The sequence below is a fragment of the Streptomyces sp. NPDC052036 genome (genome assembly GCF_040680495.1).
Classification (GTDB): domain Bacteria; phylum Actinomycetota; class Actinomycetes; order Streptomycetales; family Streptomycetaceae; genus Streptomyces.
In genome coordinates, this window is record NZ_JBFAWW010000007.1 from 159,655 (window position 1) to 173,155 (window position 13,501).

12 protein-coding genes are annotated in these 13,501 nt (G+C 72.3%); 8 read left to right on the forward strand and 4 right to left on the reverse strand.

The annotated features are described in order from the left end of the window. Positions 1-166: 166 nt before the first annotated feature. Positions 167-1,669 carry a hypothetical protein gene (locus tag AB0L95_RS13240; RefSeq protein ID WP_365161270.1) on the forward strand — a complete coding sequence of 501 codons (1,503 nt, stop codon included), beginning with the start codon at positions 167-169 and terminating at the stop codon, positions 1,667-1,669. Positions 1,670-1,717: 48 nt separating this feature from the next. Continuing rightward, a complete protein-coding gene (locus tag AB0L95_RS13245; RefSeq protein ID WP_365161272.1) occupies positions 1,718-1,882 on the forward strand; it encodes a hypothetical protein in 165 nt (54 codons plus the stop codon). 137 nt (positions 1,883-2,019) lie between these two features. On the opposite strand, the gene AB0L95_RS13250 is transcribed toward AB0L95_RS13245, so the two are convergent. From AB0L95_RS13250 to AB0L95_RS13260, 3 genes are all read right to left on the reverse strand, one after another. Continuing rightward, on the reverse strand, positions 2,020-2,994 hold the full coding sequence (locus tag AB0L95_RS13250; protein WP_365161274.1) for a 3-oxoacyl-ACP reductase: 975 nt from the start codon (positions 2,992-2,994) through the stop codon (positions 2,020-2,022). 35 nt (positions 2,995-3,029) lie between these two features. Further along, complete coding sequence (locus tag AB0L95_RS13255; RefSeq protein ID WP_365161276.1) at positions 3,030-4,115, reverse strand: Zn-dependent alcohol dehydrogenase; 1,086 nt, start codon at positions 4,113-4,115, stop codon at positions 3,030-3,032. Positions 4,116-4,248: 133 nt separating this feature from the next. After that, the gene (locus tag AB0L95_RS13260; RefSeq protein WP_365161278.1) at positions 4,249-5,124 is read right to left on the reverse strand and encodes a MaoC/PaaZ C-terminal domain-containing protein; all 876 of its coding nucleotides are present in this window, start codon (positions 5,122-5,124) and stop codon (positions 4,249-4,251) included. A 280-nt stretch (positions 5,125-5,404) separates the two neighbouring features. On the opposite strand from AB0L95_RS13260, the gene AB0L95_RS13265 reads away from it, so the two are divergent. Genes AB0L95_RS13265 through AB0L95_RS13275 form a run of 3 tightly spaced genes read left to right on the forward strand, consistent with a single transcriptional unit; the run spans position 5,405 to position 8,340 of the window. Then, a complete protein-coding gene (locus tag AB0L95_RS13265) occupies positions 5,405-6,316 on the forward strand; it encodes an ABC transporter ATP-binding protein (protein WP_365161280.1) in 912 nt (303 codons plus the stop codon). Beyond that, entirely contained in the window at positions 6,316-7,032 is a 717-nt protein-coding gene (locus tag AB0L95_RS13270) for an ABC transporter permease (protein WP_365161282.1), read from the forward strand. Before AB0L95_RS13265 ends, AB0L95_RS13270 begins: the two co-directional genes overlap by 1 nt. Before the next feature lie 12 nt (positions 7,033-7,044). Beyond that, a complete protein-coding gene (locus tag AB0L95_RS13275) occupies positions 7,045-8,340 on the forward strand; it encodes a sensor histidine kinase (protein ID WP_365161284.1) in 1,296 nt (431 codons plus the stop codon). Here the strand turns inward: AB0L95_RS13275 and AB0L95_RS13280 are convergent. Then, positions 8,318-9,802, reverse strand: a complete 1,485-nt coding sequence (locus AB0L95_RS13280) for an alpha-L-arabinofuranosidase B (RefSeq protein WP_365161487.1) — start codon at positions 9,800-9,802, stop codon at positions 8,318-8,320. The genes AB0L95_RS13275 and AB0L95_RS13280 overlap by 23 nt on opposite strands. A 330-nt stretch (positions 9,803-10,132) precedes the next feature. Between AB0L95_RS13280 and AB0L95_RS13285 the strand changes: the two genes are divergently transcribed. The 3 genes from AB0L95_RS13285 (at position 10,133) to AB0L95_RS13295 (ending at position 13,486) form a co-directional block, all read left to right on the forward strand. Beyond that, entirely contained in the window at positions 10,133-10,765 is a 633-nt protein-coding gene (locus AB0L95_RS13285) for a response regulator transcription factor (RefSeq protein WP_365161488.1), read from the forward strand. Between the two features lie 189 nt (positions 10,766-10,954). Further along, positions 10,955-12,694, forward strand: a complete 1,740-nt coding sequence (locus tag AB0L95_RS13290) for an MFS transporter (RefSeq protein ID WP_365161285.1) — start codon at positions 10,955-10,957, stop codon at positions 12,692-12,694. Positions 12,695-12,823: 129 nt separating this feature from the next. Continuing rightward, positions 12,824-13,486 carry a class I SAM-dependent methyltransferase gene (locus tag AB0L95_RS13295; RefSeq protein ID WP_365161286.1) on the forward strand — a complete coding sequence of 221 codons (663 nt, stop codon included), beginning with the start codon at positions 12,824-12,826 and terminating at the stop codon, positions 13,484-13,486. The last annotated feature ends 15 nt before the right edge of the window (positions 13,487-13,501 follow it).

The following is a 13,501-nucleotide window of genomic DNA, read 5'->3' on the forward strand; positions in this document are numbered from 1 at the left end:
GACGGGGGTTGTGTACGAGTACGGCGCGCGCCCTCTTGTGCAGCACAGCCGCCCCTGTTTCCTCAGGCGATTGGCCGCACGAACACCCTTATGTGTGAAGCGACCGTCCGCGCAGGTCACGTCCGTGCGTACGAAAACTAGCTTCGTCGCCGGAGGTGACCGAACGATGACCGCCTGTGCCTTCGAGTCCGCCACGGCGGACGGGAACAAGTGGGCGACCCGCCCTGGATGCGCGATCACCGCGGACGGGTCCTACGCGGCCCGTCTCGCCCTGAGCGGTGAGTCCTGGTACCCGGAGCGCTGGACCCTGGACGGCCCCGAACCCTACGCCGTACCGCTGCCCGGCGGTCAGCCGGAGGAACCCGGCACCGAGGTCCAGCCGCTGGCCGACGGCCGGGTGCTGATCCACCGCCTCGTGACGGGGCGCCATCTGTTCTCGCTGCTGTACCCGGCCGGACCGGGGACCGGCGAGCTGCCGCTGGGCGCGGTGGACGACCCCGGGGAGGGGGCCCGGCTGGAGCTGCTGCCGCCCGCGCCGACGGGGGACCGGGCGTTCGCGCTCGCGGTGGGCCCGCGGTCCACCGCGGTGTGGCTGGTGGCGGGCGGGACGGCCGGGCCCGAGCGCCTGGCGGAGCTGCCCGGCCACTGCACGGGCGGGGTCTGGCTGGACCGGGCCGGCCGGATGCTGGCCCTGGACCGCACCCAGGACGGGGGTCCCACCAAGACGGTGGTGGTGGATCTGGCGCGGGGCGGGGAGGTGTCGCCGCTGCTGCAGATCGCGGACGGGAGCAACGACAGGCTGCTGCTCGCGGATCCGGACAGCGGACTGCTGCTGATCCGTTCCGACGCGCCCTCGCCGGGCCGGGAGCGGCTCGGCTGGGGGGTGTTGGGGAGCACGCTGCCGGTGCGCTTCCCCGACTGTCTGCGTCTTGACGGTCCGGTGACCCCGTTCGCGATCCAGCCGGGACAGGTGCTCACGCCGGAGAGCTGCGCGGTGGCGCTCAGGGTCGACGGGGCGGCGGGCAACTGGATCGGGGTCTGGCGCCCCGCGCACCGCCGGATCCTGTATCTCGCCGCGCCCCAGGGCTGGTTGGCAGGGGCAGGGTTGTGGACCCGGGAGGGAGAACTGCGGCTGCCGTTCACCACGGATGCGGTGCGCTGCGGAGTGGCTCGGCTGGAGGCACCGGTGCCGGCGGTCGAGCTCCCGGCGCGGGAGCAGGGCCCGGTACGGCCGGTGCCGCTGCAACAGGCGCCACTGCAACGGACGTCCTCCCGGCAGGCGTCACCGCAACAGGCACCACTGCAACGGACACCGTCCCAACAGGCGCCCTCCCGGCAGACACCCCCGCACCACCCGCCGACAGCACAGCCCCCGACCACAGAGCCCGCGCCGCACCCGTCAGTGCCGCACCAGCCGGCGCCCCACCAGCCGACACCGCCCCCACGCCCCCGCAAGACCCCCGCATCGGCCGGAATCACCCTCCGCCGCACGCTCACCTGGCCCCGCCCCGACCCCGGCGACACCACCGACACCGGACGGTCACGCCCCCCGGCAGCTCCCCTGCCCACGGCCGAGGCGCCCTCCGCGCTCCCCGGTCCAGCTGCCGTCACCACCCCCGACACGACCGTCGTGACAACCCCTGTCACAACTGTCACCGCAGCCCGTTAGACTCGCCCGGCTGTACGAAGGATCATGTTGACGGGGTGAACACTTCTCATGAGCGACACCAGCACCGCATCGCCGCTGTCCGCCGAGGCCCAGGACCCCCTGGGCCACGGCCGGCACCGTGGCCCGGTCTCGGCCGAGGACCACGACGCGGCCCCGCACGGCCGGCACCGCAGGCCGTCCGGGCAGCCGGAGGAATCCGACACCGCGGCCTGACCGGCACGAGGGAGCGCGAACCGTCGGCGTCCACCACGGTGGGCGCGCCGGCACACGGTGAGCGCGCCGGTCGACGCACCGGACACGACCCCGCCCGTCCCACGACGGGCGGGGTCGTCGCATGGACGGCCGACGGCTCAGCGGTCCGCCGTAGCCCCCGTGTGGCTGAGCCCGAGCACCTCGGCGGCCGCGAACGTCTCGCCCGGGGGCCGCTGGGCGTAGTGCGGGGTGAGCAGCGCGTCGAGTTCGTCGTAGGTGAAGACGTCCCGTTCGGTGTCGAACCTGGCCTGTACTCGGGGTCGTTCGACGATCGCGACCATACCGCCGTGCACCACGAGGAGCTGCCCGTTCACCTGTGCGGCGGCCGGTGAGGCGAGATAGCCGACGAGCGGGGCGACATGCTCGGGGGCCAGCGGGTCGAGGCCCTCGCCCGGCCGCTGAACACCGGCGAAGACGTCTTCGGTCATCCGGGTGCGGGCGCGCGGGCAGATCGCGTTCGCCGTCACCCCGTACCGGGCGAGGGCAAGGGCGGTGGAGGTGGTGAGTCCGACGATCCCGCCCTTGGCCGCCGCGTAGTTGGGCTGCCCGGCGGAACCGGCCAGGAACGCCTCCGAGGACGTGTTCACGATCCGCCCGTACACGGGCCGACCGCCCCCCTTGGCCCGTGCCCGCCAGTGCGCGGCGGCGAAACGGGTGGTGTTGAAGTGTCCCTTGAGATGGACTCGGATCACCGAGTCCCACTCGGCCTCGGACATCGAGAAGACCATGCGGTCGCGCAGGATGCCCGCGTTGTTGACGAGGATGTCCAGGGGACCGAACTCCTCGACGGCGAACTCCACCAGTGCGCGGGCCTGTTCATGTTCGCCGACGTCCCCGTTGTGGGCGGCGGCCCGGCCGCCGGCCGCGCGGATCTCGGCGACGACCTCCTCGGCGGGCGCGGCGGAGGCCGCGCCGGAACCGTCGCGTCCGGACTGTCCGTAGTCGTTGACGACGACCGACGCGCCGAGCCGGGCCAGTTCCAGCGCCTCGGCCCGGCCGAGGCCCCGCCCGGCGCCCGTGACGATCGCGGTCCGTCCCTCAAGGGGCCGTGACGGCAGTGATGGCGGTGTCATCACGTTCGGTTCCCTTCCCGTCCCTTCGCGGAGGTTCAGATCTCGATGCACGTACGCAGCGCGGTACCGGTCCGCATCTGTTCGAGCGCCTCGTTGATCCCGGCCAGCGGCACCCGGTGGGTGATCAGGCCCGCCAGGTCGATCCGGCCCGCCCGCCACAGCGCGATCGTCCGCTCGTAGGAGCGCAGGACGTCCCCGCCGCCGTACAGCGACGGCAGGATCCGCTTCTCGTCGAAGAACAGCTCGAACATGTTGAGCTGCAGGAAGTCGTCCAGCGCGCCCGCGCCGACGACGACCAGGGTGCCGCCGCGCCGGGTGTTCTCGTATGCGGTCCGGGCGGTGGCCGACTTTCCGACGACCTCGAAGACATGGTCGAAGCCCTCGCCGCCGGTCACCTGCTGCTTGACGTCGGGCAGCCCGTCCGGGGCGACGGCCCTGGTGGCGCCGAACCTCAGCGCCGCATCACGACGGGAGGCGACCGGGTCGACGGCCACGATCTCGGCGGCTCCCCTGAGCCGGGCGCCCTGGATCACGGAGATGCCGACCCCCCCGCAGCCGATGACGGCGACGGACGAACCGGCCGCCATGTCGGCGGTGTTGAGGGCGGCGCCGAGCCCGGTGGTCACCCCGCAGCCGATCAGGGCCGCGATGTCGAAGGGCACGTCGCCGGGGATGGGCACCGCGCAGCCGGCGTCGACGACGACCTCCTCGGCGAAGGTGCCGGTGCCCGCGAAGCCGAACAGGTCGGCGGAACCGCCCGTGGCACGCCGGAAGTTGGGGGTGCCCGCGTTCATGAACCCGGCCAGGCACAGCTCGGTCTGCCCCCGCTTGCAGGAGGGACAGGCACCGCAGGCGGGCAGCCAGCACACCACGACCCGGTCACCGGGCTTCACCCGGATCACGCCCTCGCCGACTTCGAGGACCTCGCCCGCGCCCTCGTGTCCCGGGACGAAGGGGGCCGGCTGCGGCAGTACGCCGTTCATCGCGGACAGGTCCGAGTGGCACAGCCCCGTGGCGCGCACCCGGATCCTCACCTTGCCGGGCCCGAACCCCGCCGCCTCGATGCCGTCGAGCACCTCCAGCTTGTCCTGGCCGATCTCGTGCAGTACGGCTGCGCGCATGGTGCGGCTCCCCTCGGACTACGGAACTCACAAGGTCGGGAGTGCCGGCCGGGCCGGCACCCCGGCGTGCTGAACGACGACGCCGGTACTCAGGCGCGCTCAACGACGACGCCGGCACTCGGACGTGCTCCACTCAGACGTGCTCGACAACGGTGTCGGCGAGGACGGGCGCGTCGTCCCGCTCGACGGCGCTCACGGCCACCCGCACCGCGCCGTCCCGCCGCCACATACGGATGCGCAGGGTCTCGCCGGGGTACACGACCCCGGCGAAGCGCGTGGCGTAGGAGCGCACCCGGGTCACATCGCCGTCGAGCAGGGTGTCGACGACGGCCTTGAGCGTGACGCCGTAGGTGCACAGGCCGTGCAGGATGGGCCGTTCGAATCCGGCGAGCTTCGCGAACTCGGGGTCGGCGTGCAGCGGGTTCCAGTCGCCGGAGAGGCGGTAGAGAAGGGCCTGGTCCTCGCGCAGCGGCCGTTCGACGGTCCGGTCGGGCTCGCCGGTGGGTGTGCCGAGTCCGGCGGAGGGGCCGCGGTCGCCGCCCCAGCCGCCCTCTCCTCGTACGAAGATCTGGGAGTCGTTGGTCCACAGCGGGCCGTCGGAGTCGGCGACCTCGGTGCGCATCACTAGGACGGCCGCCTTGCCCTTGTCGTACACGGCGGTGATGCGGCTGGTGGCGGTGGCGGTGCCCGCGACGGGCAGGGGGCGGTGCACGGTCAGGGACTGGCCGCCGTGCAGGACGCGGGCGAGGTCGACCTCGATGCCGGGCAGGGACAGCCCGCGGATCACGGCGGGCGAGCCGGCGCCGGCGACGGTGGCGAAGCTCGGCAGGACGTGCAGCCGGGACTCCAGGGTGTAGCGCAGCTCGTCGGGGTCGGTGGCCGGGCTGTCCTTGTCGGGGCGGGCGCCCGCGCCGATGCCCAGGTGGTACAGCTGGACGTCCTTGTGGTCCCAGGTGATCTCGCCGGAGCGCGGTTCTGCGGCGAGGGCCTTGGCTGCGTCGATGGGCATGGGGCTCCTGACAGTCGCGGGGATGACCCCGGTGCGGCCGTCCGCACCGTCGGCCGCACCGGGGTCGTCACGGGGCCGAGGGAACCCGTCCGTTCTAGAACGCGTTCCAGTACGGCAGACCTCTGTATAGCCCAGGGCCCCGTGCTTGTGAAGCCTCCTGACGCAGTGTCAGCTCGGTCGGCGGCACCGCGTCGGCCCCGTCGGCCGTGACATTTGTCCTGCCCGGGTCCGTACAACAGCATCTGCCGGTCGCACCTGGGCAGCCCGTAGCGTCGGGGACATGACGAAGAAGACCGGGACACCGCCTGCCGTGTCCTTCACGGGGGCGGTCAAGACCTACGGCACCGTACGCGCCGTCGACGGTGTCGACCTGGAGATCGGGACGGGCGAGACGGTCGCCCTCCTCGGCCGCAACGGCGCCGGCAAGTCGACCACGATCTCGCTGCTGCTGGGCCTGAACGGGCCCGACACGGGCACGGTGGAGCTGTTCGGCACCTCCCCGGAACGGGCGGTGCGCGCGGGCCGGGTGGGCGCCATGCTCCAGGAGGCGCGGGCCGTGCCCCGTGTCACCGTCCGCGAGCTGGTGTCCTTCGTGGCCGGACGCTACCCCGACCCGCTGCCCGTGAACCGGGCGCTGGAGCTGGCCGGGATCACCGAGCTGGCGGGTCGGCGCGTGGACCGGCTCTCCGGCGGGCAGACACAGCGGGTGCGGTTCGCGGTGGCGCTCGCCGGGAACCCGTCGCTGCTCGTGCTGGACGAGCCGACGGCGGCCCTGGACGTGGAGGCGCGGCACGCCTTCTGGGACTCGATGCGGGCCTACGCCCGGGGCGGTCGCACCGTTCTGTTCTCCACGCACTATCTGGAGGAGGCGGACGCGTACGCCGACCGGATCCTCGTCATCGACGGCGGCCGGATCGTGGCGGACGGCACGGGCGAGGACCTGCGGCGGTCCGCGGGCGGCAACCTGGTCTCGATCGACCTGGCGGGCCGTGCCACCGACGGGCTGGACCTGCTGCCCGGCGTGCGGTCGGTTCAGGTGCGCGGGGACCGGGCGCTGCTGCGCACCGACGACTCCGACGCGACGGTGATCGCCCTCGCCCAGCTGGGCGCGATACGCGGCCTGGAGGTCGCCCCGGCGTCGCTGGACGACGCGTTCCTGGCCCTGACGGCACGCGAGAGGGAGACGGTGTGATGTGGGACTACCTGCGGCTTGAGGTGCACCGGACCCTGCGCGACGTGGGCTTTGTGATCGGCGGGGTCGCGATGCCGGTGATGATGTACCTGCTGTTCACCAACATCGGTGCCAGCGACGGCGCCTGGAAGACGACGTCCATGGTGGGCATGGCGGCCTACGGCGCGGTCGGCTCGGCGCTGAACACCGGCGGCGGGGTCGCCGAGGACCGGGCCATCGGCTGGCTGCGGCAGCTGAGGGTGACCCCGATGACCCCGCGCCAGGTCGTCGTCGGCCGGGCCCTGACCGGTGCGGTGACGGTCCTGCCCGCGATCGTCGCGGTGCTCGTGGCGGGCGGCCTGGTCAACGGGGTGCGGCTGGCCGCCTGGCAGTGGGCGGCGATCGCGCTGCTGCTGTGGCTCGGCTCGCTGCCCTTCACCCTGCTCGGGCTCGGCAACGGCTACCGGATGACCGCGCAGACCACGGGCGTGACCAACATGGTGTGCAATCTGGGGCTCGCGGTGCTCGGCGGTCTGTGGTTCCCGGTCACCCTGTTTCCCGACTGGCTGCGCACCCTGTCCGCGTACACCCCGACCCATCGTTTCGCGCAGCTCGGCACGGCGGTCGCCGACGGGCACGCCCCGGCGCTCACCGCGGTCCTGATCCTGACCGTTTGGCTGGGAGCCTTCGGTTCGTACGCTGTGCTGTCGTACCGCCGGAGCGCGGCGACCAGCTGAACGGGGAGAGAGATGTCCTGGATGCGCAAGGTCTCGCGGGGATGGGACGCGTGGCGGTCGGCTGCGCGGGAGGGCCGGGAGCTCCAGCGGTGCTACCAGGCGGACAAGACCCGTCTGAAGGCCGAGTACCGGGCGGCACGCAAGGCCGGGAAGCTCCCGGAGAACCCGGGCCCGCCGCCCAGCGGCTTCACCCTGCTGCCCTGGCTGCTGATGGGGATGGGGGCCTTCTCGAACATCTTCCAGGGCAAGACCCCGAACCCGTGGATCGGCGGCCTCGGCCTGTTCACCTTCAACTCGCTCTACATCTACGTGGCGTTCCGCGCCTTCTCGAAGGAGGCGCGCGAGGCCCGCTCCACCCGGGTGGCCCTCGGCCTGATGGCCGTGGTGACCTGCGGACTCGCCATCGGTTACGGCGGTACCTGGCTGCTGTTCTTCCCGCTCCTCGGGCTCGCGACGGGTGCGGTCCTGCGCGGGCACCTGCGTGCCTACGGCACGGCGGTCGCCGTGCTGGCGGGGGTCGTCAGCTGCTTCCGCGACGGCTGGAACGGCGTGAACATCGGCTACGCCACCTGGATCTCGACCATGGTGACGGCCGCGATCCTCTCCCTGTCCGAGGCGGTACGGGACCTGCGCGCCGCCCGCGAGGAGCTGGCCCGGCGCGCGGTCGAGGAGGAGCGGCTGCGCTTCTCCCGCGATCTGCACGACCTGCTCGGCCACACCCTCTCAGTGATCGTCGTGAAGTCGGAGGCGGCCCGCCGGCTGGCTTCCAGGGACCTGGATGCGGCGCTCGCGCAGGTCACGGACATCGAGTCGGTCGGCCGTCAGGCGCTCACCGAGATCCGTGAGGCGGTGACGGGCTACCGCCAGGGCAGCCTGGCCACGGAACTGGACCGGGCCCGCTCGGCCCTCACCGCCGCCGGCATCGAACCCCGCGTACGCCGGTCGGGCCCTCCGCTGGCCCCCCAGGCGGAGGCCCTGCTCGGCTGGGTGGTGCGCGAGGCGGTCACCAACGCGGTGCGCCACAGCGGTGCCGGCCACTGCCGGATCACCATCGAGGGCACCCCCGAACGCGTGCTTCTGACGGTCGACGACGACGGGGCCGGGGCGCCCGCGCAGCCCGCCCCGGAGGGTGTCGGCGGCACCGGTCTGCAGGGCCTGACCGAACGCCTCGCGACGGCGGGCGGCTCCCTGCGGGCCGGCCCGTCGCCGCGCGGCGGCTTCACGGTCACCGCCGAGCTCCCCGTGGACGGCGAGCGTCCCGCGGAGCCGGTGGAGGCGTCGCTGTCTACGGCGCCCAGGGCGACGTGACCGCCCAGCTCACGTCGTCCGTCCACGAGGTGGCGCTGTCCCAGGTGTTGGAGCCGCCGTCACTGGCGAGGTAGAGGCCGTGGTCGTAGTGGCGCAGATACCTGCCCGGGTAGTTGTAGGACGCGAACGACGTCCCGGTGCCGCTCTTCCCGGTCACCGGGCAGAACGTGGCGTCGGCCCGGAACAGCGCGGTGCCGTTCATGGGCTGCCGGTAGAGCCGGAAGTTCTGGTGCCGGAGGAAGTCGCCCGGGTAGTTCCTGGACTCGAAGGACACACAGGAGCTGTCGGCGAGGCCGCGGCGGACGATCCAGGTGGCGTCGTTCTTGTCGAGGGCCGAGCTGCTCGACGTCACCGAGGAGATGACCGCCGCGTCGTCCTGGTGGCGGATGTAGTCACCGGTGCAGCAGGAGGTGGTCGCGCGCAGCGAGATCTCCGAGCCCGGGGTCAGCGAGCCGGTGGAGCCGGTCGGGCCGCCGTAGCCGACGGAGACGATGTTCGCCTGCACGGCGTTGTCGGCCGCGTCCGTCGGGATGCCGGCGGTCATCACGCCCTCGAAGAAGGACCCGATGGAGCCGTTGCTGTTGTCGCCGCCCGTGCCCAGGACGATCGCGCCCTCCTGCCTCATGGGTGAGTAGCCGCCGCCGTTGACGCTCGGTTCGGGGCCGGAATACGTCGTCGTGAGCGCACCGGTCTGGGAATTACCGTATTTCAGCGCGAAATGGTCCTGGCCGTTGTTCTTGAGCAGTGCGGTCACGAACGGCAACGGACCCGTGCCGGTGTTCGCCATGTTCTTGCTGTAGCCGGAATCCGACTGGAACAGCCCGTTCTCCAGATCGGCCTGTACCCAGGGGCCCTGGCCGTAGCAGGGCGCGAACCAGCACTCGGTGCCGAAGTTGATGGCGTCCATGTGGCCGTTGCCGGTGTCCAGGTTGTTGGTCTCGGCGTTGCCGTAGTCGAAGCAGCATCTGCCGTTCACATGGGTGCCGGAGGTCACCATGTACATCCCCTCGGCCTGCCCGTCGACCGCGACCCCCGAGGTCGAGTTGTCCCGGTAGCCCATGCCGGCCGAGATCTCCAGGCCGTAGACCTGGTGGCCGCCGACGGTCACCGGCAGCGCGTCCGCGGGCGCGCCGACATCGGCCGCGCCCGCGCCGCCGGCGCCCTCGACGGTGAGGTCGTTGTGGCGGGCGGACTGGTCGTAGATCTTGGTGATGAGGCAGGTCGTCCCGGCGCAGAAGGAGTCCTGGGCGGCCGCGTCGGCGTAGCCGTCGGCCGACAGCAGGCCGATGTTCGCCGTCGCGCCGTCCGCGGCGCGCTGCACCTGGTAGAGCGGGCCGTCGTACGCCGAGTACAGCGCCCGGACGAGGCTGTGCGCGGCGACGCAGGGTGTGCCAGCGGCGGCGTAGATGTCGCACGGGAGCGAGCCGCCGGCGGCGGCCCCGGGCGCGCCGGCGGCGAGCATGACGACGGCTGCCACTGCCGCGAGCGCGGCCATCACGGCACTGCGGAGTCGTAAGAACACGGTGTTTTCCTTTCGTTGCGTGCAGGGCGGTGCGGGGTGTTCTGGGTGGCGCGGCACAGATGCGTGGTCGAAATACCGGACATTGTTCGGACGAGATACCGAACGATTCCCGGATCTGAAATGCCGAACAAAACGGGGAGGCGGGATCGGCACAGGAACGACAAAGACAGGCGCCGAATGCCGAGCCGATTGTTTTCCCGGCTTTACGGTCCGTCAAGATGCAGGGATCACAACGGTGCGGTGTTTCCCTAGGATTGGGCCGTGAACGAGATGCCACGGGACCACCGGTCCGCCCCGTCCGTCCGTGTCCTGCTCGCCGAGGACCAGGGCATGATGCGCGGCGCCCTCGCCCTGCTGCTCGGCATGGAGGCGGACATCGAGGTCGTCGCACAGGTCGCGGCGGGCGACGCGATCGTGGACGCCGTGCTGACCCATCGCCCCGATGTGGCCCTGCTGGACATCGAACTGCCGGGCATGAGCGGCCTGGACGCGGCGGCCGTGCTGCGCGAACAGGCCCCGGGCTGCCGGGTGCTGATCCTCACCACCTTCGGCCGGCCCGGCTATCTGCGCCGCGCCATGGAGGCGGGGGCCGCGGGGTTCCTGGTGAAGGACGGCCCGGTGGAGGAGTTGGCAGCCGCGATCCGGCGGGTACTCGCCGGTGAGACCGTCATCGATCCGGCGCTGGCCGTGGCGGCGCTGAGCGCCAAGCCGAATCCGCTGACCGCGCGCGAGTGCGATGTCCTGAAGGCGTCCGTGGACGGGGCGACGGTCGCCGACATCGCCGCGAAGCTCCACCTCTCCGAGTCCACCGTGCGCAACTACCTCTCCTCCGCCATCGGCAAGACGGGCACCCGCAACCGCATGGAGGCGATGCGGGAGGCCCGTCAGCAGGGGTGGCTGTGAGAGCCGCGGCGGTGCGGATTGCCTGACGATGGGTCAGGTCATCACGAGATGGTCAAGAATTCGTTAGCGGGCCAAAGCAACGGAATAGTTGCCTGTGCATACGAGGTTTACCCGGCACTTATGGCACGCGGATCCCGTCGAACCGACCTCGTCCGTACCTCTTCACTTCCGGCCTGGAGGCCCCACCCCATGACGCACACGACGACCGACCAGCCCACCCGGGGGCCCTCCGGCGCGCTTGTGCCGGTACTCGCCTTCGCGGGCATCGTGGTCGCGGTGATGCAGACCCTGTTGGTCCCTGTCATCAAGGATCTGCCCCAGTTGCTGGGCACCTCGCCCAGCAACGCCACGTGGGTCCTGACCTCCACCCTCCTGGCGGGCGCCGTGGCCACCCCGATCATGGGCCGCCTCGGCGATCTCTACGGCAAGCGGCGGATGCTGCTCGCCAGCCTGGCCGTGATGGTGATCGGCGCCCTGGTCAGCGGGTTCACCGACGCCCTGCTGCCGATGATCGTCGGCCGTGCGCTCCAGGGCTTCGCGATGGGCGCGATACCGCTGGGCATCGGCCTGATGCGCGACATGCTGCCCCGCGAGCGGCTCGGCTCGGCGATGGCCCTGATGAGCTCCTCGATCGGCGTCGGCGGCGGACTCGCGCTGCCCGCGGCGGCCCTGGTCGCCGAGCACGCCGACTGGCACGCCCTGTTCTTCGGCGCCGCCGGACTGGGCGCCCTCTCGATCGTTCTCACCCTGCTCGTCGTGCCGGAGTCCCCGGCCCGCGCCGAGGGCTCCTTCGACCTGCCGGGCGCCATCGGCCTGTCCGTCGGTCTGGTGCTGCTCCTGCTGCCGATCACCAAGGGCAGCGACTGGGGCTGGTCGTCCGGCACCACGCTCGGCCTGTTCGCCGCGTCCGTCGTGGTCCTCCTGCTGTGGGGCGTGTTCGAGCTGCGCGTGGCCGCCCCGCTGGTCGATCTGCGCACCACCGCCCGCCGCGAGGTGCTGCTCACCAACCTCGCCTCGATCATGGTCGGCGTCTCGTTCTACGTCGTCTCGCTCGTCCTGCCGCAGCTGCTCCAGCTGCCCGCCGCCACCGGCTACGGCCTCGGCCAGTCGATGGTCGTCGCGGGCCTGTGCGCGGCCCCGCTCGGCCTGACGATGATGTTCACCGCGCCGGTCTACGCCCGTCTCTCCGCCCGCTTCGGCCCCAAGGTCACCCTGATCATGGGCCTGCTCATCATCGCGATCGGCTACGGCGGCGGCCTCGGCCTGATGGACGCCCCCTGGCAGACCGTCATCACCTCGGTGATCCTCGGCGCGGGCATCGGTCTCGCCTACTCCTCGCTGCCCGCGCTGATCGTCGGCGCGGTCCCGGCCTCGGAGACGGGCGCGGCCAACGGTCTGAACACCCTGATGCGTTCCATCGGCACCTCGGTCTCCAGCGCCGTCATCGGCATGGTGCTCGCCAACACCGCGCAGCATGTGGGCGGCCTGGCGATCCCGACCATGCACGGCTTCCGCCTCTCCTTCCTGATCGCGACCGGTGCGGTGACGCTCGGCCTGGTGCTCGCCCTGTTCCTGCCCGGGCAGCGCCCCTCGACCAGGACGCAGCTGCGCGCGAGCAGCGAGGAGGACGCCAACCTGGAGCGGGCCGAGGAGATCCTGCGGGGCTTCCGCGGCCGGGTGCTGGACGCCGGGGGCTCCCCGGTCGCCCGCGCCAAGGTCACCCTGATCGACCGCCGGGGCCGCCAGGCGGGTGCCACGCTCTCCGCGGAGGACGGCAGCTATGTGCTGGCCGTGCCGGCGCGGGGCCCCTATGTCGTGGCCGCGCGGGCCGTGGGCCACGCCCCGCACGCCTCGTCGGCCACCCACCCGGGCGAGGAGCGCCCGGTGGACCTGGATCTGTCCCTGCCGGCCGAGACCGTCTCGGCCTGACCGCAGCGCCCGTCCGCACCCCCCGTCGCCGGCGCGACGGGGGGTGCGGCAGCATGGGGCGCCTACAGGTCCGTGCGGCGCCTTCGTCGCGGTACGCGCCTGCCCGCACGTACGACCGAAAGGACCCCCATGCCCGCGGCGCCCTCCCCCGAGATCCTGGCCTCGTTCGAGGCCGCGAAGGGGTTCATGCCGCTGCGCGAGGGGCTCGCGCTGTACTCGGCCGCCGTCGAGGCCGGGCGGCTGGGGCTGCCCCTGCTGGAGGTCGGCACCTACTGCGGGCGCTCCACGATCCTGCTCGCGGACGCGGCCCGCGCCGCCGGGGTCACCGCCCTCACGGTCGACCACCACCGCGGCAGCGAGGAGCAGCAGCCCGGCTGGGACTACCACGACCCGGAGACGGTCGATGCCGAGGTCGGCCTGATGGACACCCTGCCCACCTTCCGGCGCACCCTGCACAAGGCGGGCCTGGAGGACCACGTGGTCGCGCTCGTCGGCCGTTCGCCGCAGGTGGCCGCGGTCTGGAACAGCCCGCTCGGCCTCGTCTTCATCGACGGCGGCCACACGGACGAGCACGCGAGCGCCGACTACGAGGGCTGGGCCCGCCATGTGGTCCAGGACGGTCTGCTCGTCATCCACGACGTCTTCCCGGAGCCGGAGGACGAGTTCACCGGCCAGGCCCCCTACCGCGTCTACCTCAGGGCCCTCGGCTCCGGCGACTTCACGGAGGTCTCCGCGACCGACTCGCTGCGCGTCCTGCGGCGAACGCGGGCCGCGAGCGCTGCGCGCGGCTAGTGCTGCGACCGGAGA